We start from the raw sequence: 19,754 nt of genomic DNA, 5'->3' as shown, positions 1-19,754 counted from the left end.
CCTTACTTGGTGCCGAAGATGCGTTGCAGCAGGCCGGGCTTTTGATAATCGGTGAAGCGCAGCGGCTTTTGCTCGCCGAGAAAACGCGACACCACGTCCTTGTACGATTCGGCGACATCCGTGCCGTCGAGATGCACGGCGGGCAAGCCCTGGTTCGATGCATGCAGCACCGCTTCCGACTCCGGAATCACGCCGATCAGGTCAATGCGCAAGATCTCCTGGATATCGCTCAGCGACAGCATCTCGCCTTCGGAGACCCGCTTCGGGTTGTAGCGCGTGATGAGCAAGTGTTCCTTGATCGGATCCTTGCCTTCCATTGCGCGCTTGGTCTTCGACGAGAGAATGCCGAGGATGCGGTCCGAGTCGCGCACCGACGAGACTTCCGGATTCGTCACGATGAGCGCTTCGTCGGCGAAGTGCATGGCCATCAGCGCGCCGGATTCGATGCCCGCCGGCGAATCGCAGATGATGTATTCGAAGTCCATCTTGACCAGATCGTCGATCACCTTCTCGACGCCTTCGAGCGTGAGCGCGTCCTTATCGCGGGTCTGCGAAGCCGGCAGGATGAACAGGTTCTCGCACTTCTTGTCCTTGATGAGCGCCTGGTTCAGATTGGCTTCGCCCTGGATGACGTTGATCAGGTCGTACACCACGCGGCGTTCGCAACCCATGATGAGGTCGAGATTGCGCAGACCGACGTCGAAGTCGATCACGGCCGTCTTGTGGCCGCGCAAGGCGAGCGCCGATGCGAAGCTCGCGCTGGTCGTCGTCTTGCCGACGCCGCCCTTTCCCGAAGTCACCACAATGATTTTTGCCATACAAGTACCTTGTGTTCGTCAATAGGTCCGCTCGCGTTGCCCGGAGTGCGCGCCGGGGGCATCGGTGGCGCGCGGGTGGAGGCGACTCGTCAGGTCAGCCGCAGCGGTTCGATCATCAGTTTTTCTTCGTTCAGCCAGATCTGCACCGGCTTGCTCAGCACGTCGGCCGGCAGCGGGTTCTCGGTGGTCCGGTAGATTCCCGCGATGGAAATCAGTTCCGGTTCGAGACACGTGCAGAAGATCCGCGCGTCGAGGTTGCCGTGCACGCCCGCGAGCGCGCGGCCCCGCAACGGCGCATAGATATGGATATTCCCTTCCGCGATGACCTCGGCCCCGTAGGACACGAGCCCGAGCACGATCAGGTCGCCCTTCGCGTAGACCTGCTGACCCGAGCGCAACGGCCGGTCGATGATGGTCGCCGGCTGCGGCAGCGTGGCGGGCGGCGGCGTGTTGGCGACGGCCGCCTCGATCACGGCGGCGGCTTCGGTGTTCGGCTTGGCTTCGTCGACGGAAGGCTTCGGCGCGCCACGACGATCGCGTGCTTCGAGGATCGGCAGGCCGCCTTCGTTCGCCCACTGGATCGCCCACGTCTGCGCGGGCAGCGCGACCACGCCGATGGGACGCATGCGCACGCCGGCAAGCAGCTTCTCGAGTTCCGCAAGCGAGATGCGCTCGCCTTCAGCGAGACGACGCACGTCGATGGCGACGACATCGCCCGCGAAGAATTCGGGAGTCGCCTCGAAGCGCCGCGTGAGTTCGGTGCGAAGGGCATCGAGGTCGGGAGTCTTGACGACGAAGAGAAGCGTGTCGACGGAGCCGCTGCGCAGTTCGAAATAGGGCGTTTTGTTGAGCGACATAGGAACGGCCAAAAATTTTGCGTATTTTACAGGCGTTGTCGCACACGGCCATTATTTTTGGCTCGAATTCAGCTATCGAAAACGAGAAGTGCGACGAAGAATGCGACGAGAAGTGCGTGCCGCGCGCACGCACGAGACGACCGCGATGCGCTTAGACAGGCTGCCCGGAATGCAGGCGATGCACATAGAGGGATTCGGCTTCCTGCTCATGCATGGGCATGGCGCGACGGTCACCGGTCGGGCCGAAGCCCAGGCGTTCATAGAAGCGCATCGCGGTGCGGTTCTCATCGGCGATCCACGCGTGCACGTCTGCCGCGCCCTGCTCCGCGAGCCATTGCGACGCGACGTTCACGAGCAGTTCGCCGCCGCGCAGATGACGCACCGCCGGCGCGACCCACAGCGCGTTCACGAAGGCGCGCCCGCCCGGTGCGTCCTCGATATACGCATGCACCAGCCCGCAGGGATGGCCTTCGGTGTACAGCAGGAAAGTCGCGAGCTTGTCGGCGCTGGCGTGCAGCGCGGCGGTGTAGTCGAATTGCGCGGGTTCGAGCAGCAGCGCATCTTCAAGCGTCTCGCCGAATGCGTAAGGCGCCTCGCGCAGCGATGCCGTGCGAAGTTCGCGCAGGACCGGACCTTGTTGCGCGGCGATGCGGCTGACGGTCAATGAGGGACTCATGCGGGCAATTTCTCTCTGACTTCAGGCTCCATGCGTGCGGCTCGTGCGGCCGGTCCGGCATGTTCAGCCATGGGCGTAGCTTCAACCGATCGGGCGAACCCGTCAATTCCTAAATCCGGGAAAGTGCTTTACAGCGCACATGGCAATGCGTAGCCCTGCTCATGTTCGCTGCGATCATTCATGGCGCCGCGTACGCGCCGGTGCCGTCCGGCCAGGGCGTGAGCAATTCGAACCCCTCTTCGGTGACGGCCACCATGTGCTCCCATTGCGCCGACAGCGAACGGTCCTTGGTCGTCACGGTCCAGCCGTCGCGCGACTGCTGCGTGGCGGCGCGGCCCGCGTTGATCATCGGCTCGATCGTGAACACGAGGCCCGGCTTGAGGCGCAGTCCCGCGCCCCGCTGACCGTAGTGCAGCACTTGCGGGTCTTCGTGATACACCCGGCCGATGCCGTGGCCGCAGTATTCGCGCACCACGGAAAAACCTTCCCGGTGCGCCACGCCCTGGATCGCCGCGCCGATGTCGCCGAGCGTCGCGCCCGGGCGCACTTCGCGGATGCCGGCGACCATCGCTTCGTAGGTGGTTTCCGTGAGGCGGCGCGCCTCCGCGTTCGGCGTGCCGGCGAAGTACATGCGGCTCGTGTCGCCGTAGTAGCCGCCCTTGACGATGGCGACATCGATGTTGATGATGTCGCCGTCCTTCAGCTCCTTCGGCCCGGGAATGCCGTGGCACACGACGTGATTCACCGAGGTGCACACGGTCTTCGGAAAGCCCATGTAGCCGACGTTGGCGGGAATGGCTTTCAGTTCGTCGACGATAAAGCGGTTGCAGAGGGCGTCGAGTTCGTCGGTGGTGACGCCGGGACGAACGTGTTCGCCGATCATCGCGAGGACCTCGGCGGCCAGGCGGCCGGAAATGCGCAACTTGTCGATGTCGGCGGGAGTCTTGAGCGTGATGGCCATGGGGCGAAGCGGATGGGTTCAAGCGGCCTCCGTGCGCGGCCTTCGACCGGATTTCAGGCGGACGGCGCACGAGGACAATGGGGCCGATGATAGCATTCCGGCGCCGCCGGGCCTTGGGCCGAGGGGTCAGGACGCACGCGGCGGACGTGCACTCTTGTGATGCACACGGGTTTGTGTTTTAGTGGCCCGGATTCAGACTTGTTGGAGCGTGACCACCTTGCCTCGATTTGCTTATCTGTTTGCCACCGTGGCGGGCGCTGCTGCCCTCGCCGCCTGCAGTTCGACGAGCGGTCCCGAATTGCGCGCGTCGAAGCCCGTGATTCATGTGTCATCGGCGCGGCCCGCGTCGGATATTTCCAACTGCCTGCAACGCATGATTCCGTCCGCGCAGACGACGCGCGCGCAGGGTTCGACCGAGGTGATGGTCGGGTCGAATGCGTGGCTTGTGATCTTGACGCCATCGGCGTATGGGTCGGAGGTGAAGGTGCAGCAGTCATCCAGCGACGATGGCGGTGTGCCCGAGCCGGAATTGCGGTTTGATATTGCCCGGTGTACGACTTGAGTGATGTTCGGGCGCTGGCGCGCGGGTGACGAAGCGTCGAGCGAGCTTGAGGCGGCCCAGATCGAAAGTGTCAGGACATGCAGATCGAGCACCGTGCAATGCAACCGGAATCGGTGCCGCGACGCTTCATGCGGCGAGCTAGGCGGTCCATATCCGCAAACGCTCCCAGCGCGGCGGGAAACCTGCGGCGCGGAGGCTCACGAGCTTCGACTCCGGAAAACCAAGGCAATGCGTTTTCACTGCATCAGACCACCCGCTTTCCGGGCAAATGACTCGCAACAGAGTTCGGAGGATGCACAGCGTGCCGTACGTCCGCCGCCTTGCAAACTCATCTTTCGTCAGGTGGTGCAGGTCGTGTTGCGGTTGAATGTCAGGAAATTTGGGCGGTTCGGGGTGGTTACGGTTCCACAACCGGGAATGATGCGCCGCGACGTTTCGCACAAAGTTGATTGTGCGCAACCATGACGCCAGATGCTGTCCGGGCATTCCATATCGGCTTGCGATCTTGTTCTGATCACCGTATTTCATACCGGCAAAAAATTTCGACAGTAAGCCGAAGTCCCAAATCTCCGTGGCGACCCAAATCGGAAGCGCTGCGCCGTATTTTTGCTCGTGATGGGCGACGAAATCTTCCTTGCGACTTTTTTTGAGCGCCTCTCGGTATTTTTCCAGCCACGCCTGATGCGGCGTCAGTCCCCTCGGGCCTTGTCGTTTTTGACAGAAGTTCGCGTCCAGATGAGCTGTTGATTCGTGGGCACGACGATGCCGCCGCCCAAGCAAATGCGCGATATCGACACGCACCGCGACTTCGACCCTCTCGACGGCGTCGAGAACGAGCAATCTCAGTTTCCTGTCGAACTCGTAGAGCGCCTCGGCCAATTCGAACGACGCTCCGTCGAGAAAATCATCGTTGCGGCGGACATCGCTGCCTGGAGTCGGGACGCGAAGGGGGAACCAGTAACCAACCAGCCGGTAATAGCCGATTCTTTGCAGCGTTGCTAAAGCCGCAGCCTCATCACCAACAGCCAGGTTTCGCGATTTCAGGAGTTCCCGTTGGTCCGCGTAAGGGCGGTGCAGTTTTAACGGAGAGAACTCCGGCTTGTTGGTTGCCGTCATGCAAGGATCGGTCGCCACAAATGGAAATCCCCCACATGGGACACCAATCTTTCGATCGGGCTCAGAGGTGAGGGACATATTGGGGGTGATTCTAAACGACCGACCGAAACCGTCAACAAGGAAAATCAAATCGAGATGATCGCCGCATAGGGGCATGGCTTTGAATGCGCCAGAATGACGAAAGGCCGCCCAATGGGCGGCCTTTCGGTTTGATGCTTTCGATGTTCTTGGCGGAGAGGGTGGGATTCGAACCCACGGTACGGGAAAACCGTACGCCTGATTTCGAGTCAGGTACATTCGACCACTCTGCCACCTCTCCGTCTACCCTCTCGGGCCTTCGTCAAGCGGGTCGTTGCTTGGCGAAGAACGAAACTATATCGAAGTCTCCGGGCCTTGCCAAGCCCCTTTTGCCAACCTTCAGCAAAATGAGCCTGGTCCCGGCGTCAGGCCGCAGCCGCCGCTTCGATACGTTCCTGACCGCGCATGTAAGGACGCAACGCGGCGGGAATCGTCACCGAGCCATCCGCGTTCTGGAAGTTCTCCAGCACCGCGACGAGCGTGCGGCCCACCGCCAGTCCCGAGCCGTTCAGCGTATGCACGAACTCGGGCTTCCCCTGGGCATTGCGGAAGCGTGCCTGCATGCGGCGCGCCTGGAAAGCTTCGGTGTTCGAGCAGCTCGAAATCTCGCGATACGTGTTCTGCGCCGGCAGCCAGACTTCGAGGTCGAAAGTCTTCGCCGCTGAAAAACCCATGTCGCCTGTGCACAGCGTAATCACGCGATACGGCAGCTCCAGCTTCTGCAAAATGGTTTCGGCCTGGCCGACCATCTCGTCGAGCGCGGCGTACGAATGCTCGGGCGCCACGACCTGCACCATCTCCACCTTGTCGAACTGATGCTGGCGAATCAGCCCGCGCGTGTCGCGCCCGTACGAGCCCGCTTCCGAACGGAAGCACGGCGAATGCGCGGTGAGCTTAACGGGCAGCGCGCCTGCATCGAGAATGCTCTCGCGCACGGTGTTGGTCAGCGAGATTTCGGACGTGGAAATCAGGTACTGCGTGACCGTGTTTTCCTCGCCGCCCTTCTCCACACGGAACATGTCGTCCGCGAACTTCGGCAGCTGGCCCGTGCCGTAGAGAATCTCCGGATTCACGATGTACGGCGTGTACGTTTCGGTGTAGCCGTGCTGTTCGGTGTGCGTGTCGATCATGAACTGCGCGAGCGCGCGATGCAGCCGCGCAATCTGCCCGCGCAGGAGTGTGAAGCGCGCGCCCGACAGCTTCGCACCGGTTTCGAAGTCGAGGCCGAGCGGCGCGCCGACATCGACGTGATCCTTCACCTCGAAGTCGAACGCGCGGGGCGTGCCCCAGCGCCGCACCTCGACGTTCTGCGTCTCGTCGCGGCCCACCGGCACGCTTTCGTGCGCGAGGTTCGGCACGGTGAGCATCAGGTCCGACAGGCGCTTCTGCACGTCGTCCAGCTTCGCCGCCGACTCCTTCATGGTGTCGCCGATCCCGCCCACTTCCGCCATCACCGCCGAGGTGTCCTCGCCGCGGCCTTTCATCGCGCCGATCTGCTTCGAGAGGCTGTTGCGGCGCGACTGCAGGTCTTCGGTGCGCGTCTGGATCTCGCGGCGCTCGGCTTCGAGCGCGGCGAACGCGGCGACGTCGAGCGTGAAGCCCCGGTCGGCGAGGCGCTTCGCGACGCCGTCCAGGTCTTTGCGGAGGGTTTGGATATCGAGCATGGCGGGGCTGCTGTGTTGAGTATTCGTGAAACGTCGATTCTAGCGCACGGCCAGCGGCGGCCGGACAGGCGCCAGCCCTCAGCGCTTCTTGTCGTCGCGGTGTTCGCGCCGCCACGCAGCGTCGAGATCGCTGAGGCGCGCGAGCTTCTCGCCGATCTTGCCTTCGAGCCCGCGCGGCGTCGGCTGATACCACGAAGGCTCGCGCATGCCGTCGGGCAGATAAGTTTCGCCAGCGGCGTAGGCGTCGGGTTCGTCGTGCGCGTAGCGATATTCGTGGCCGTAGCCGAGTTCCTTCATGAGCTTGGTCGGCGCGTTGCGCAGATGCACGGGCACGCCGCGCGACTGATCGCGGCCGACGTAGCGCCTCGCCTCGTTGTACGCGTTGTAGCCCGCATTCGATTTCGGCGCGACCGCCAGATAGATCAGGGCCTGCGCGAGCGCCAGTTCGCCTTCCGGCGTGCCGAGCCGTTCATAGGTCTCGGCGGCGTCGAGCGCAATGCGCGCGCCGCGCGGATCGGCGAGCCCGATGTCCTCCCACGCCATCCGCACGATGCGCCGCGCCAGATAGCGCGGGTCCGCGCCGCCGTCGAGCATGCGGCAGAACCAGTACAGCGCGCCGTCCGGATTGCTGCCGCGCACCGACTTGTGCAGCGCGCTGATCTGGTCGTAGAACGCGTCGCCGCCCTTGTCGAAACGGCGCAGGTTCTCGGCGAGCGCGCTGCCGAGCAACGCGCCGTCGACGTCACTCTGCTTCTGCTGCGCCGCCGCGCGCGCGACAATCTCGAGGTTGTTCAGGAGCTTGCGGCCGTCGCCGTCGGCGGAACCGACCAGCGCATCGCGGGCCTCATCCGTGAACGTGAGCCCGCCCAGTTCCCGGCTCGCGCGCTCGAGCAATTCCTTCAGCTCGTCGGCGTCGAGGCTCTTCAGCACGTAGACCGCCGCGCGCGACAAGAGCGCGCTGTTCACCTCGAAGGACGGATTCTCGGTCGTCGCGCCGACGAACACGAACAGGCCGGACTCCACGTGCGGCAGAAAGGCGTCCTGCTGGCTCTTGTTGAAGCGATGCACCTCATCGACGAACACCAGCGTCTGATGTCCGTTCGCGCGATGAATCTGCGCCGTCTCCACGGCCTCGCGGATATCCTTGACACCGGACAGCACCGCCGAAAGCGAGATGAACTGCGCGTGGAACGCGTCGGCCATGAGGCGCGCGAGCGTGGTCTTGCCGACGCCGGGCGGGCCCCACAGGATCATCGAATGCGCTTCGCCCGATTCGAACGCGACGCGCAGCGGTTTGCTCGGCCCAAGCAGGTGTTTCTGGCCGATCACGTCGTCGATGGTGCGGGGGCGCAGGCGCTCCGCGAGCGGAACGGTGCCACGGTTTTCTTCGAACATGGGCTGTGCGATGCAGGTTGACGCGGTTGGGTGGATCGCGGCGATAATCTCGCGCTTCCTGACAGAAGCGCTGGCCGGTGGCGGAACGGGTCATTATGACAGCCGGGCCGCTCATGCAGCGGACGCGCCCGCCGGGCACGGTCTCGACAACACCTCGACCATATGAGGACGCAATCCGATGGGGCAAGAGCACACGACGAACGCCGCGGCGCACGGCGAAACTTCCACCTACGCGCCGCTCACCCCCGTGCCGGCCGAACGGCGCGCCTTCGCCACGAGCGACGCCTTCGCGCTGTGGTTCTCGCTCGGCATCGGCCTCCTGGTCGCGCAGGCGGGCGCGCTGCTGGTGCCGGGGCTGTCCCTGCCGCATGCGCTTGCGGCGATCGGCATCGGCACGGCGGTCGGCGTCGTGCTGCTGGCGCTCGCGGGCGTGATCGGCACGGACACCGGCCTCGCCGCCATGTCCTCGCTGCGGCCGACGCTCGGCGTGCGCGGCGCCTCCGTGCCGGCGGTGCTCAACGCGGTGCAGCTGGTCGGATGGGGCTCGTTCGAGATCATCGTGATGCGCGATTCCGCCGATGCCCTCGCGAAGCAATCCTTCCACTTCTCGATGCCGATCGTCTGGACGCTCATCTTCGGCGCACTCGCCACGCTGCTCGCGGTGAGCGGCCCGCTGTCCTTCGTGCGGCGCTTTCTCCGCACCTGGGGCATCTGGCTGCTGCTCGGCGGCGCAGGCTGGCTGACCTGGAACCTGCTCGCGAAGCACGATCTCGCCGCGCTGATGGCGCGCTCCGGGACCGGCGAGATGGCGTTCGGCGCGGGCATCGACCTGGTGGTCGCGATGCCGCTGTCGTGGCTGCCGCTGATCGCCGACTACACGCGCTTCGGCCGCAGCGCGGGCGGCACCTTCCGCGGGACGCTGCTGGGCTACGGCATCGCGAATCTCTGGTTCTACGCGCTCGGCGCGATCTACGGTCTCGCGGCCGGCGGCGGCGATGCGCTCCTGACCACCGCGTTCGCGCAGGCCGGCGGCGGGCTTGCGCTGTTCCTGATCCTGATCGATGAAACCGACAACGCCTTCGCCGACATCCACTCCGCCGCCGTTTCAACAGGCACTTTCTGGGCGCGCGGCAGCGTGCCGCTGCTGTCGTGCGCGTTCGGGGCGCTGTGCACGCTGGTCGCGCTCGTCGTCGAGATGGGCAAGTACCAGAACTTCCTGCTGCTGATCGGCTCGGTGTTCGCGCCGCTCTTCGGCGTGGTGCTGGCGGATCACTTCATCGTGCGCAAGCGGCGCATCGACACTGCCGTGCTCGCCGACACCAGCGGCCGCTATGGCTATTCCGGGGGCTGGCATGTGAGCGCGTTCATCGCGTGGGGCATCGGCATTGCCGCTTACCACGCGATCAATCAGTGGCTGCCGAATCTCGGCGCGACGCTGCCCGCGCTCGCGCTCGGCGCGGTGTGCTATCTGCTGCTCGTGGCGGGACGGCGGCGGGCGTACGCCTGAAGCAGCAGGCACAAGCGCAATTCAGCGCGCCGCGCGATACTCGACGCCCGGCAGCACGCACAGCAGTTCGAACGCGAGATTCGCGCCGAGCAGCGCCGTGGTGCCGAACGGATCGTAGGGCGGCGCGACTTCCACCAGATCCGCGCCGACGATGTTCAGCCCGCGCGCACCGCGCACGATCTCCAGCGCTTGCGGCACCGTCAGGCCGGCGATTTCCGGCGTGCCCGTACCGGGCGCGAAGGCCGGATCGATGCCGTCGATGTCGAACGTGATGTAGACCGGACCGTCGCCCATCTGCGCGCGCACTTCGTCCATCAGCGGCGCGAGCGACTTGTTCCAGCATTCCTCCGTCTGCACGACGCGAAAGCCCTGGTCGCGGCACCAGTCGAAATCGCCGGCTTCGTAGCCGGTGCCGCGCAGGCCGATCTGCACCACGCGCGAGCAGTCCAGCAAGCCCTCCTCCACCGCGCGGCGAAACGGCGTGCCGTGCGCGATCTTCTCGCCAAACATGGTGTCGTTGACGTCCGCGTGGGCGTCGATGTGAATCAGCCCGACCTTGCCGTGCTTCGCGTGGATCGCGCGCAGGATCGGCAGCGCGATGGTGTGGTCGCCGCCGAGCGTCAGCGGCGTGCAGTCGTGCTGCAGGATCTCGCGGTACGCGCGCTCGATGCGGTCGATGGAATCGAGCAGGTTGTACGGATTGATCGCGACGTCGCCGATGTCCGCGACGCGCAGCGAATCGAACGGCGCGGCGCGCGTCGCCATGTTGTACGGCCGCAGCAGCACGGATTCGCTACGCACCTGACGCGGGCCGAAGCGCGCGCCCGTACGGTTGGACGTGCCGAGATCGAACGGCACGCCGACAAAGCACGCATCCAGCCCGGCGGCGGACGGGACATGCGGCAGACGCATCATCGTCGTGATGCCGCCGCAGCGCGGCATCTGGTTGCCCGACAGCGGCTGCGGGCGTTCGGCGCGGGCGTCGAGAAAGTGGGAATCGAAGTGTTCTGCGGGGGCGAACAGCGCGGAAGTATTCATGGCGTCGGATGAATCAGGATAGTGATGCTGCCATTCATAGCCGCTTTTCTCCGGCGTTAAAATGACGACAAAAACAACTTCACATCGATTTTTATCGATGTATTGGCGGCGCGCATGTTCACTCACTTGTCCGATCTCGATCTGCGGCTGATCCGCGTGTTCCTCGCCATTGCCGACGCGGGCGGCGTGTCGTCGGCGCAGGCCACGCTGAACGTCGGTCAGTCCACCATCAGCACGCAGCTCGCGACGCTCGAAACCCGGCTCGGTTATCGCCTCTGCGAGCGCGGCCGCGGCGGCTTTGCGCTGACCTCGCGCGGCGAACAGTTCGTCGAGGCATGCCGCACGCTGCTCGCGGCCATCGAGACCTTCGACTCCACCGCCCGCAACGTCGGCAAGACGCTGGTCGGCACGCTCACGCTCGGGATGATCGGCAATACGCCGGTCAGCGCGAACGCACGCGTCAGCGAAGCCATCGCGCGCTTTCGCCAGCGCGACGAATCCGTGCGCTTCGCGGTGCTCGTGCGCTCGCCGGGCGAACTCGAGGAGATGCTGCTGGCGGGACGCATCCAGATGGCGATCGGCTATTTCTGGCATCGCGTGCCGTCGCTCGATTACGTCGAAATCTTCGCCGAGGAACAGTTCGCCTACTGCGGCCGGGAGCATCCACTGTTCGCGCGCGCAGGACGTGTGCGCATGAGCGAGGCCAATGAGCACGACTGGGCATGGCGCAGCTATCCGCTGCCCGAGGCCGGCACGCTTGCGCCGCGACTGATCGGCGCGGTGGCGGACAACATGGAAGCCGTCGCGATGCTCGTGCTGTCAGGGCAGCATCTCGGCTATCTGCCCGAGCATTTCGCGGCGCCGTATGTGAAGGAAGGCGTGCTCGCGCCGCTGAATCCCAAGGTGATGCGCTATCGCGTTGCTTTCCAGATGGTCACGCGCGCACGGCGTGCGGGCGGCGCGCGTGAGGCGAAACGCGAGATCGTCGATGCGTTCATCGAAGACATGCAGGCCGCACACGGCTGATATTGCGCACAGGCAAGCGTTTTGAGCCATTAACAGCCCATCAACAAGCATGACAATTTTCTACAAATTGAATACCGGAATCGTATTGATCGGGCAATACGACTTCTCCTAATATCGATTCACGGGCATCTCAATATTGAGCGCGACAACGGGTCCGAACGACCGGGAGCGCGCTCGATTGCCACGCTGACTGACCATCGCGGACAGGCTGCGCCTTCTCTTAAGACGAGGGAACCATGATCGATGCAAAGCTGGGTAGGGCACGACGGGCCGGACAACTCGTTCTGGCAAGCGCGGTGACTTACTGCGCCATGGCGAGCGCGGGAACGAACGGCGGCGTCATCTACTTCACGGGATCGATCGTGGCGCCGCCGTTCGATGTATCGGTCGGGTCGGGGAATGGCTCTGCAACGCCCTCCCCCAAGCGGATCGACGAGATGAGCGGGCGCACCGCGCACGTGATGTTCTCGGCCGAGCCAAGCGATGCGCCGAGCGCCGCCGTGTCGACGTTGGTGATCGGCCACAGCCCGGCGTCCGGTTCGCGGCTGCTTGCGACCCGCTTCATCGACAGCGAGGGGAACACCACGCCATCCGATTCGGGCGGCACGTATCACGTAGGCAAACTCGGCGGCACGCTGTCGATGCACGCGCTCGACGACACGCCCGCATCCGTGACCCGCGTCCTGCTGACGACGAGCTACAACTGAGCCGCGATGAAAGCACGGCCCGGCGGTCGCCGGGCTGTGATGATCAGCCGTTGATCACGTCCGCGCCCTTCGGCACGGTGAACTTGAACGCATCGCTCTTCATGGGCGGGTTCTTCTGGATGTTCGAGAACGTGAGCAGCGTGACATTGCCGAACACGTCGTGCAATTCCATCGCTTGCAGGTTGCCGTCCTTGAAGCCGATGCCGACCGTCTCGAACTGCGTGTCCTTCGCCTTCGGCGTGAGTTCGAGCCAGTCGATTCCGCCCTTCTCGCCCGCGTCGCGCAGGTTGAAATTCTTGTCCAGATCGTTGCTGCCGAACAGGATGGCCGCCGGGCTCGCACCCAGCGCGCCGCCGAGCGTGCGCACGGTGACCTGGTTCAGATCCTTGTCGTACACGTAGAGCTTGTCGCCGTCCGCCTGCAGGACCTGCGCATACGGTTTCTGATACGACCAGATGAACTTGCCCGGCCGCGCGAACATGAACGTGCCGCTCGACGTCGCGCCCTTGGTCGGCACGGTCGTGGACGTGGCGCCGTTGTTGGCCTTGCCCGGCGCCTTGATCTCCTGCTGCGTGAAGTCGCCGCGCGCCGCCTTGACCTGCGAGACGAACGCCTTCAGTTGTTCGGTGCCGCTTGCGAAGGCGTGCGACGCCAGCAGCATCGACGCTGAAAACAAGGCGGCGCTCAGGACCTTGAGCGTGCGGCTCCCCGTATGGTGTTGCATTGTGGTGTTCTCCCTTTGATTCGCGCCGCGCGTCATTCGGCGTCGCGTGCCGGCGTCAGGATCTCGCGATTGCCGTTCGACGACATCGCCGACACCAGCCCCGAATTCTCCATCTGTTCCAGCAGGCGCGCCGCGCGGTTGTAGCCGATGCGCAAGTGCCGCTGCACCAGTGAAATGGACGCGCGACGGTTCTTGATGACGACTTCGACCGCCTGGTCGTACAACGGATCGGACTCGTCGTCCGCGCCGCCGGTTCCATTCGCGCCGGCCGAGCCTTCGTCGCCCTCGCCGGCGAGGCCGCCTTCGAGCAGGCCCTCGATGTAATTCGGCTCGCCCTGCTCCTTCAGCTTGTCCACCACGCGATGCACTTCCTCGTCCGACACGAACGCGCCATGCACCCGCACCGGCATGCCCGAACCCGGCGGCAGATAGAGCATGTCGCCCATGCCGAGCAGCGACTCCGCGCCCTGCTGGTCCAGGATCGTGCGCGAGTCGATCTTCGACGATACCTGGAACGCCATCCGCGTCGGCACGTTGGCCTTGATGAGGCCGGTGATCACGTCCACCGAGGGCCGCTGCGTCGCGAGAATCAGGTGGATGCCCGCCGCGCGTGCCTTCTGCGCAATGCGCGCGATCAGCTCCTCGACCTTCTTGCCGACGACCATCATCAGGTCGGCGAGTTCGTCGATCACGACCACGATGTTCGGCAAGCGCGTCAGCGGTTCCGGTTCGTCGGGCGTCAGGCTGAACGGGTTCGGAATCTTTTCGTCACGCTTCTTCGCGTCTTCGATCTTGCTGTTGAAGCTCGCGAGATTGCGCACGCCCATCTTGCTCATCAGCTTGTAGCGGCGCTCCATTTCGGCGACCGCCCAGTTCAGCGCGTGACCGGCCTGGCGCATGTCGGTGACGACCGGACACAGCAGATGCGGAATGCCTTCATAGACGCTCATTTCGAGCATCTTCGGGTCGATCAGGATCAGCCGCACCTGCTCCGCGCTCGCCTTGTAGAGCAGCGAGAGAATCATTGCGTTGATGCCGACCGACTTGCCCGAACCCGTCGTGCCCGCGACCAGCAAGTGCGGCATCTTGGCGAGATCGGCGCAGACCGGATTGCCGCCGATGTCCTTGCCAAGACCCATGGTCAGCGGCGACGCGCCGTTCGCATAGACTTCGGAGCCGAGGATCTCGGACAGCTTGACGGTCTGGCGGCGCTGGTTCGGCAGCTCGAGCGCCATGTAGTTCTTGCCCGGAATGGTTTCGACGACGCGAATCGACACCAGCGACAGCGAGCGCGCCAGATCCTTCGCGAGGCCGACGATCTGGCTGCCCTTCACGCCCGTGGCGGGCTCGATTTCGTAACGCGTGACGACCGGACCCGGATACGCCGCGACCACGCTCACCTCGACACCGAAGTCCTTCAGCTTCTTCTCGATGAGACGCGAGGTGTATTCGAGGGTATCGGCGGCGATGGTTTCCTGGTTCTTCGGCGGCGGGTCGAGCAGCGCCAGCGGCGGCAGCGTGGAGTCGCCCGGCAGGTCCTTGAAGAGCGGCACCTGCTTTTCCTTTTCCGCGCGTTCCGAGCGCGCCGGCGTGGGCACGGCGGGCACGATCATCACCGGTTCGTGATCTTCGCTCTTTTCGCGCGAGCGCACGACCTTGCCCTCGCGCTTGACCGCGGCGGCCTCGCCGAGCTTGCGGTCGCGGCCGGCCTCGCGGCGCAGTTGCGCGCCGGTGATCGCGTTGAGAATGCCGTCACCGACCTTCTCGCACACCGAGAGCCACGAGAAGCGGAAATACAGCGACAGCCCGATGGCGAGCGCAATCAGCAGGAACAGCGTGGCGCCGGTGAAGCCCAGCGCATGCGACACATGGCGCGCGACGATGTCGCCGATCACGCCGCCGGGCGCGCGCGGCAGCTGCACCTTGAGCGACCACATGCGCAAGGCCTCGATGCCATCGGACGCGAGCAGCACGAGCACGAAGGCGAAGGCTTCGGCGAGCCAGGTGCGGTCCTTCGGCGCGTCTTCCTCGACGACCGGAGGTTGCGTAATGCGCCGGTAGTTCGCGATGATGCGCCGCGCGAGCAGCACGATCAGCCAGTAGGAGGAGAGCCCGAACACGAGCAGCAGGATGTCGGACGTATAGGCGCCGACGCGGCCGGCCCAGTTCGCGATGCGTTCGACGCTGATCGCGTGGGTCCAGCTCGGGTCCCTGCGGCTGTACGAGAGCAGCGCCATCACGAGGAACAGCCCGAGCGCGACCTGGAGGATCCAGCGAATTTCGGTGAAGAGCCGCGACATGCGGTGCGGCAGTGCCTGCGGGCTCGCGGAATAAGGTGCTTTGGCCATTGATTCGATGCTTGGTCTCGCCTGCTTGCGGCCTCGCCGGCCGGTGCGCCGGGACCGCCTGGAACGGTGGCCTATTGTAAACGCTGCATTGCGGGGAACGGCGTAAAAACGGTCCGGCGCTTGCAACCTGTAACACTCGTCACGCGCGCGTCATCGGGGAGAACACCGCGCGCCGCACCTATCGCTGCAATTGAAAGGTTCACTCGGAAGGCTTTTCGAGGCCCCTTTATAATCCCCGTTTTGCACTCAAATACGGTTCATCGAAAGCGCTCCGGCGCCTTCACGCGGCCACGAGCCGCGCGGCGGGCGTCGATATTGCTGCGGTTCGCGCATGGCGGCCAACGCCCAGCCGCGCTGGCCACGCTGCCGCAAGCTCATTCGGCGCGCTTTCGAGCCGACCATCGAAAACGGACCAATATCATGTCTTCGCCCAAACACGCCAAAGTGCTGATTCTCGGTTCCGGCCCTGCCGGCTACTCCGCCGCGGTCTATGCGGCGCGCGCGAATCTGTCGCCGCTGCTCATCACCGGTCTCGCCCAGGGCGGCCAGCTGATGACCACCACGGACGTCGAAAACTGGCCGGGCGACCCCTCGGGCGTGCAGGGCCCGGAACTCATGCAGCGTCTCGAGGAACACGCGCGCGCCTTCAACACGGACATCGTGTTCGATCACATCCACACCGCAAAGCTCAATGAAAAGCCGATGCGGCTCATTGGCGATTCCGGCGAGTACACCTGCGATTCGCTGATCATCGCGACCGGCGCGTCGGCGCAGTATCTCGGCATGCCGTCGGAAGAAGCGTTCATGGGCAAGGGCGTGTCCGCCTGCGCCACCTGCGACGGTTTCTTCTATCGCAACGGTGAAGTCGCGGTGATCGGCGGCGGCAACACCGCGGTCGAGGAAGCGCTCTATCTGGCGGGCATCGCGAAGAAGGTGACGGTGATCCATCGCCGCGACAAGTTCCGCGCCGAGCCGATCCTGATCGACCGCCTGCTCGCGAAGGAAAAGGAAGGCGTGGTCGAGATCAAGTGGAACCACGTGCTCGACGAAGTCACCGGCGACGCCACCGGCGTCACGGGCCTGCGCGTCAAGCATACGCAGACCGGCGCGACCACCGACGTCGTGCTCCAGGGCGTGTTCGTCGCGATCGGCCACAAGCCCAACACCGATCTCTTCATCAATCAGCTGGAGATGAAGAACGGCTACATCATCACGAAGGGCGGCACGACCGGCGACGCCACCTCCACCAGCCTCCCCGGCGTGTTCGCGGCGGGCGACGTGCAGGATCACGTGTATCGCCAGGCCATCACCAGCGCGGGCACGGGCTGCATGGCCGCGCTCGATGCGCAGCGCTACCTCGAAAGCATCCACGAGACAGCGACCCCGCATTCGATGAGCCACGAAGCGGATCGCTGATCCGTCGGACCGTGCGCGCGGCGAGCCGCTAGAATGTGATCAGCCCGCACGGTGCGCAAGGCGCTTCGCGCATTGTGATGGAAGCTTGCAGAACGGGCCACGGTTCACGCCGCCGGCCCGTTTTCTTTGCGGCAGGCGCGCGGCGGGCAGGCCTGCTCCCGGTTATGTGCACGCGCGCGCCCCATCCTCGACTCAGTTTCCAGACGTCCCAACTGGCCGAACGATGCCGAAGAATCACCCTCATCCGAACGAACCGAAAGCCCGGCGCAAGCCTGTGCCGCAAACGGCCCAGCCGGCCGAGCCGGCCAGGCCTGCCGACGTCGCCGCCTCCGTCAGGCGCGACGGACTGGCGGGCCTCTCGACGCTCAAACGCGCGCTCAAGGCCGACGCCGAACAGCGCGAGATCCAGCGCGTCGCGGCGGCGCGCGCCGAGCGCGAGACCGTCGCGGATGCCGATGAATTCCGCCGCGCCATCGACTCGATCGGCGCTGTCGAGCCGTTGAAAACCCCGCCCCGCACGACGCTGACCCGCGTGCCGCCCCCGCCGCTGCCGCTGCAGAGCCGTCGTGACGAAGAAGCGGTGCTGCAGGAAGCGCTGTCGGACGAATACGATCCCGAAAGCCTGCTCGATATCGACGAAACGCTGTCCTTCAGCCGCCCGGGCATCAGTCAGGAAGTCGTGCGGAAACTGCGGCGCGGCGCGTGGATCGTGCAGGCACAACTCGACCTGCACGGCATGCGGCGCGAGGAAGCGCGCGAGGCGCTGGCGGAGTTCATCCGCGAATCGGTGAAGCGCGGGCTGCGCTGCCTGCGCGTGATCCACGGCAAGGGACTCGGTTCGATCGGCCGCGAACCGGTGCTGAAGGGCAAAGTGCGCGCGTGGCTCGTGCAGAAGTCGGAAGTCATCGCGTTCTGCCAGGCACGCCCGCACGACGGCGGCGCGGGCGCCGTGCTTGTGCTGTTGCAGCCGGGCGGCACGTCGCGTCAACACAATCATCCGCAGGACCGTGGTGGCGAAAACAAGTCCAGGCCGGGGCCCGACCGTGCATCCTAGACTGACGCTTGCCATCACCATCATGGAGGGGCTCGCGATCTTCGCGTACGCTTTCTCCGGGCTCATCGAGGCGCGCAAGCGCCGGCTCGACGCGGTCGGCGCGTTTCTCGTCGCCCTCGTCACGGCGTTCGGCGGCGGCACGGTGCGCGACGTGCTGCTGTCGCGCCGGCCGTTCTACTGGGTCGAGCATCAGGACTACGTGCTCTTCATCTTCGCGATGGCGATCTTCGCGCCGCTGTTCCTGCGCGTGACTTCGCGCCTGTTCGACCAGCGCGCGTTGCTGGTCACCGACGCGATCGGCCTCGGTCTCTTCAGCGTGTCGGGCACGTCCATCGCGCTGGATGCGCAAATGCCCGCCTTCACCGCGACGATGATGGGCGTCGTCACCGGCGTGTTCGGCGGCGTCATGCGCGACGTGCTGTGCAACGAAGTCCCGCTGATCCTGCGCGATTCGCGGCCCTACGCGGTCTGCGCGTTCGCGGGCTGCTGGATCTATCTCGGGCTGGAGCGGCTCGACGTCGATACGATCTACAACGTGCTGCTGTCGACGGCGTTCATCCTGCTCGCGCGCCTCGTCACCTTCAAGCTCGACATCCGGCTGCCGCACTAGACGCCGCGGGGCCCACACCGCGAAGCGGGCGGGAAAACCCCTCGTTTTGCTACAATCGCTTCGTTTCCCGCCCCGTATCCGGCCACGGCGCCGGCCACGGCGCATCTCCGCCCCAGGTCGCCACTACGCACACAGAACATGAACATCGAGCAAGCGCGTTTCAACATGATCGAGCAACAGATTCGTCCGTGGGAAGTGCTGGACCAGGACGTGCTCAATCTGCTGTCGATCGTCAAGCGTGAGAACTTCGTTCCCGCCGCGTACCGCAACATCGCCTTCGCGGACCTCGAAGTGCCGCTGCCCGGCGGCGAACGCATGCTGGCGCCGCGCGTCGAAGCGCGCATCCTGCAGGAACTCGCAGTTCACAAGGGCGAGACAGTGCTGGAAATCGGCACCGGCTCCGGTTACATGGCCGCCCTGCTCGCGCATCGCGGGCGCAGCGTGACGAGCGTCGAAATCTCGCCGGAACTGGCCGACCTCGCGCGCCAGAATCTCGCGGCGAACGGCGTGACGAACGCGGAAGTGATCACCGGCGACGGCGCGCGCGGCTGGACCGACGGCGCGCCCTACGACGTGATCTGCGTGTCGGGCGGCCTGCCGGTCATGCCGCAGGAATTCCTCGAATTGTTGAAGATCGGCGGGCGCATTGCGGCCTTCGTCGGCGTGGCGCCGGTCATGAAAGCGCAGATCGTGACCCGTGTAGACGAAAAGCAGTTCCGCGTCTCGGACGTGTTCGAAACGCTGGTCGCGCCGCTCAAGAACGCGGTGCATCCGTCGCTGTTCCGCTTCTGATTGCGCTTCGTGCCGCCGTGCTTTCACGGCGGCGCGCTCCTGTCCCTTGCTGTCCTTGCTGTCGCCCTTCGAAGATCTCCATGCAAAATCTCACCGCACCCGAACTCGCCGCGTGGCTGGCCGATTCCTCGCGCCCCGCGCCCGTTCTGCTCGACGTGCGCGAGCCCTGGGAAGTCCAGACGGCCAAGCTGGACAACATCGTGTCGATTCCGATGCGCGACATTCCCGCCCGCAGCGAAGAACTCGACGACGACGCGCAGATCGTCTGCATCTGCCATCACGGCGCGCGCAGCGCACAGGTCGCGATGTTCCTGGAATCGCGCGGCTTCACGCACATGTTCAACCTGTACGGCGGCATCGACGCATGGTCGCGTCAGGTCGATCCGGCGGTGCCCACGTACTGAT

The 19,754-nt window shown here is 65.0% G+C and carries 19 protein-coding genes and 1 tRNA gene; 9 read left to right on the top strand and 11 right to left on the bottom strand.

Features of this window, described 5'->3' with window-relative positions; genetic code table 11:
* Positions 1 to 2: 2 nt before the first annotated feature.
* The 4 genes from minD to map form a co-directional block, all read right to left on the bottom strand.
* Positions 3 to 818 carry a septum site-determining protein MinD gene (minD, locus tag QCE88_RS04950; RefSeq protein WP_309899705.1) on the bottom strand — a complete coding sequence of 272 codons (816 nt, stop codon included), beginning with the start codon at positions 816 to 818 and terminating at the stop codon, positions 3 to 5.
* 89 nt (positions 819 to 907) lie between these two features.
* Complete coding sequence (gene minC, locus QCE88_RS04945) at positions 908 to 1,675, bottom strand: septum site-determining protein MinC (protein WP_309831050.1); 768 nt, start codon at positions 1,673 to 1,675, stop codon at positions 908 to 910.
* Between the two features lie 151 nt (positions 1,676 to 1,826).
* Positions 1,827 to 2,351 carry a GNAT family N-acetyltransferase gene (locus tag QCE88_RS04940; RefSeq protein WP_309899703.1) on the bottom strand — a complete coding sequence of 175 codons (525 nt, stop codon included), beginning with the start codon at positions 2,349 to 2,351 and terminating at the stop codon, positions 1,827 to 1,829.
* A 178-nt stretch (positions 2,352 to 2,529) separates the two neighbouring features.
* On the bottom strand, positions 2,530 to 3,312 hold the full coding sequence (gene map, locus QCE88_RS04935; RefSeq protein ID WP_309899700.1) for a type I methionyl aminopeptidase: 783 nt from the start codon (positions 3,310 to 3,312) through the stop codon (positions 2,530 to 2,532).
* 208 nt (positions 3,313 to 3,520) lie between these two features.
* Between map and QCE88_RS04930 the strand changes: the two genes are divergently transcribed.
* Entirely contained in the window at positions 3,521 to 3,874 is a 354-nt protein-coding gene (locus QCE88_RS04930) for a hypothetical protein (RefSeq protein WP_309899698.1), read from the top strand.
* Positions 3,875 to 4,012: 138 nt separating this feature from the next.
* Here QCE88_RS04930 and QCE88_RS04925 read toward each other — a convergent pair whose 3' ends face one another.
* The 4 genes from QCE88_RS04925 to QCE88_RS04910 all read right to left on the bottom strand — a co-directional run bounded on the left by QCE88_RS04925 (position 4,013) and on the right by QCE88_RS04910 (position 8,127).
* A complete protein-coding gene (locus tag QCE88_RS04925; protein ID WP_309899696.1) occupies positions 4,013 to 4,990 on the bottom strand; it encodes an Abi family protein in 978 nt (325 codons plus the stop codon).
* 228 nt (positions 4,991 to 5,218) lie between these two features.
* A tRNA-Ser gene (locus QCE88_RS04920) sits at positions 5,219 to 5,309 on the bottom strand.
* 124 nt (positions 5,310 to 5,433) lie between these two features.
* A complete protein-coding gene (gene serS / locus QCE88_RS04915) occupies positions 5,434 to 6,732 on the bottom strand; it encodes a serine--tRNA ligase (RefSeq protein WP_309899694.1) in 1,299 nt (432 codons plus the stop codon).
* A 78-nt stretch (positions 6,733 to 6,810) separates the two neighbouring features.
* Positions 6,811 to 8,127 carry a replication-associated recombination protein A gene (locus QCE88_RS04910; protein ID WP_309899692.1) on the bottom strand — a complete coding sequence of 439 codons (1,317 nt, stop codon included), beginning with the start codon at positions 8,125 to 8,127 and terminating at the stop codon, positions 6,811 to 6,813.
* A 178-nt stretch (positions 8,128 to 8,305) separates the two neighbouring features.
* Between QCE88_RS04910 and cytX the strand changes: the two genes are divergently transcribed.
* Positions 8,306 to 9,634 carry a putative hydroxymethylpyrimidine transporter CytX gene (gene cytX / locus QCE88_RS04905; RefSeq protein WP_309899690.1) on the top strand — a complete coding sequence of 443 codons (1,329 nt, stop codon included), beginning with the start codon at positions 8,306 to 8,308 and terminating at the stop codon, positions 9,632 to 9,634.
* 21 nt (positions 9,635 to 9,655) lie between these two features.
* Here cytX and speB read toward each other — a convergent pair whose 3' ends face one another.
* Positions 9,656 to 10,672, bottom strand: a complete 1,017-nt coding sequence (gene speB / locus QCE88_RS04900) for an agmatinase (RefSeq protein WP_309899688.1) — start codon at positions 10,670 to 10,672, stop codon at positions 9,656 to 9,658.
* A gap of 114 nt (positions 10,673 to 10,786) precedes the next feature.
* Here speB and QCE88_RS04895 point away from each other — a divergent pair, with 114 nt between their 5' ends.
* Together QCE88_RS04895 and QCE88_RS04890 are read left to right on the top strand one after the other, a co-directional pair.
* Positions 10,787 to 11,698, top strand: coding sequence for a LysR family transcriptional regulator (locus QCE88_RS04895; RefSeq protein ID WP_309899686.1), 912 nt, complete (start codon positions 10,787 to 10,789; stop codon positions 11,696 to 11,698).
* Positions 11,699 to 11,934: 236 nt separating this feature from the next.
* On the top strand, positions 11,935 to 12,405 hold the full coding sequence (locus tag QCE88_RS04890) for a hypothetical protein (RefSeq protein WP_309899685.1): 471 nt from the start codon (positions 11,935 to 11,937) through the stop codon (positions 12,403 to 12,405).
* Between the two features lie 43 nt (positions 12,406 to 12,448).
* Here the strand turns inward: QCE88_RS04890 and lolA are convergent, their stop codons facing one another.
* On the bottom strand, positions 12,449 to 13,129 hold the full coding sequence (lolA, locus tag QCE88_RS04885) for an outer membrane lipoprotein chaperone LolA (protein ID WP_309831027.1): 681 nt from the start codon (positions 13,127 to 13,129) through the stop codon (positions 12,449 to 12,451).
* 32 nt (positions 13,130 to 13,161) lie between these two features.
* Entirely contained in the window at positions 13,162 to 15,477 is a 2,316-nt protein-coding gene (locus tag QCE88_RS04880) for a DNA translocase FtsK 4TM domain-containing protein (RefSeq protein ID WP_309899683.1), read from the bottom strand.
* A gap of 420 nt (positions 15,478 to 15,897) precedes the next feature.
* Here QCE88_RS04880 and trxB point away from each other — a divergent pair, with 420 nt between their 5' ends.
* From trxB to QCE88_RS04855, 5 genes are all read left to right on the top strand, one after another.
* A complete protein-coding gene (trxB, locus tag QCE88_RS04875) occupies positions 15,898 to 16,893 on the top strand; it encodes a thioredoxin-disulfide reductase (protein ID WP_309899682.1) in 996 nt (331 codons plus the stop codon).
* A 223-nt stretch (positions 16,894 to 17,116) separates the two neighbouring features.
* Complete coding sequence (locus tag QCE88_RS04870; RefSeq protein WP_309899681.1) at positions 17,117 to 17,947, top strand: Smr/MutS family protein; 831 nt, start codon at positions 17,117 to 17,119, stop codon at positions 17,945 to 17,947.
* Positions 17,937 to 18,557, top strand: a complete 621-nt coding sequence (locus QCE88_RS04865) for a trimeric intracellular cation channel family protein (protein WP_309899679.1) — start codon at positions 17,937 to 17,939, stop codon at positions 18,555 to 18,557. Before QCE88_RS04870 ends, QCE88_RS04865 begins: the two co-directional genes overlap by 11 nt.
* Before the next feature lie 138 nt (positions 18,558 to 18,695).
* Positions 18,696 to 19,349, top strand: coding sequence for a protein-L-isoaspartate O-methyltransferase (locus tag QCE88_RS04860; RefSeq protein ID WP_309899677.1), 654 nt, complete (start codon positions 18,696 to 18,698; stop codon positions 19,347 to 19,349).
* Positions 19,350 to 19,429: 80 nt separating this feature from the next.
* Positions 19,430 to 19,753 (top strand): rhodanese-like domain-containing protein, encoded by a 324-nt coding sequence (locus tag QCE88_RS04855; protein ID WP_309899675.1) that lies wholly within the window; start codon positions 19,430 to 19,432, stop codon positions 19,751 to 19,753.
* Position 19,754: the final 1 nt, after the last annotated feature.

The organism is Caballeronia sp. LZ035, from assembly GCF_031451175.1.
In the GTDB taxonomy this organism is placed as follows: domain Bacteria; phylum Pseudomonadota; class Gammaproteobacteria; order Burkholderiales; family Burkholderiaceae; genus Caballeronia.
The sequence above is the reverse complement of the archived record's forward strand: the minus strand, read 5'-3'. Positions and strand labels throughout refer to the sequence as shown.

Coding starts and splice junctions, on each gene's coding strand:
- minD (WP_309899705.1), bottom strand. CDS start 818: ATGGCAAAAATCATTGTGGTGACTTCGGGAAAGGGCGGCGTCGGCAAG.
- minC (WP_309831050.1), bottom strand. CDS start 1,675: ATGTCGCTCAACAAAACGCCCTATTTCGAACTGCGCAGCGGCTCCGTC.
- QCE88_RS04940 (WP_309899703.1), bottom strand. CDS start 2,351: ATGAGTCCCTCATTGACCGTCAGCCGCATCGCCGCGCAACAAGGTCCG.
- map (WP_309899700.1), bottom strand. CDS start 3,312: ATGGCCATCACGCTCAAGACTCCCGCCGACATCGACAAGTTGCGCATT.
- QCE88_RS04925 (WP_309899696.1), bottom strand. CDS start 4,990: ATGACGGCAACCAACAAGCCGGAGTTCTCTCCGTTAAAACTGCACCGC.
- serS (WP_309899694.1), bottom strand. CDS start 6,732: ATGCTCGATATCCAAACCCTCCGCAAAGACCTGGACGGCGTCGCGAAG.
- QCE88_RS04910 (WP_309899692.1), bottom strand. CDS start 8,127: ATGTTCGAAGAAAACCGTGGCACCGTTCCGCTCGCGGAGCGCCTGCGC.
- cytX (WP_309899690.1), top strand. CDS start 8,306: ATGGGGCAAGAGCACACGACGAACGCCGCGGCGCACGGCGAAACTTCC.
- speB (WP_309899688.1), bottom strand. CDS start 10,672: ATGAATACTTCCGCGCTGTTCGCCCCCGCAGAACACTTCGATTCCCAC.
- QCE88_RS04895 (WP_309899686.1), top strand. CDS start 10,787: ATGTTCACTCACTTGTCCGATCTCGATCTGCGGCTGATCCGCGTGTTC.
- QCE88_RS04890 (WP_309899685.1), top strand. CDS start 11,935: ATGATCGATGCAAAGCTGGGTAGGGCACGACGGGCCGGACAACTCGTT.
- lolA (WP_309831027.1), bottom strand. CDS start 13,129: ATGCAACACCATACGGGGAGCCGCACGCTCAAGGTCCTGAGCGCCGCC.
- QCE88_RS04880 (WP_309899683.1), bottom strand. CDS start 15,477: ATGGCCAAAGCACCTTATTCCGCGAGCCCGCAGGCACTGCCGCACCGC.
- trxB (WP_309899682.1), top strand. CDS start 15,898: ATGTCTTCGCCCAAACACGCCAAAGTGCTGATTCTCGGTTCCGGCCCT.
- QCE88_RS04870 (WP_309899681.1), top strand. CDS start 17,117: ATGCCGAAGAATCACCCTCATCCGAACGAACCGAAAGCCCGGCGCAAG.
- QCE88_RS04860 (WP_309899677.1), top strand. CDS start 18,696: ATGAACATCGAGCAAGCGCGTTTCAACATGATCGAGCAACAGATTCGT.
- QCE88_RS04855 (WP_309899675.1), top strand. CDS start 19,430: ATGCAAAATCTCACCGCACCCGAACTCGCCGCGTGGCTGGCCGATTCC.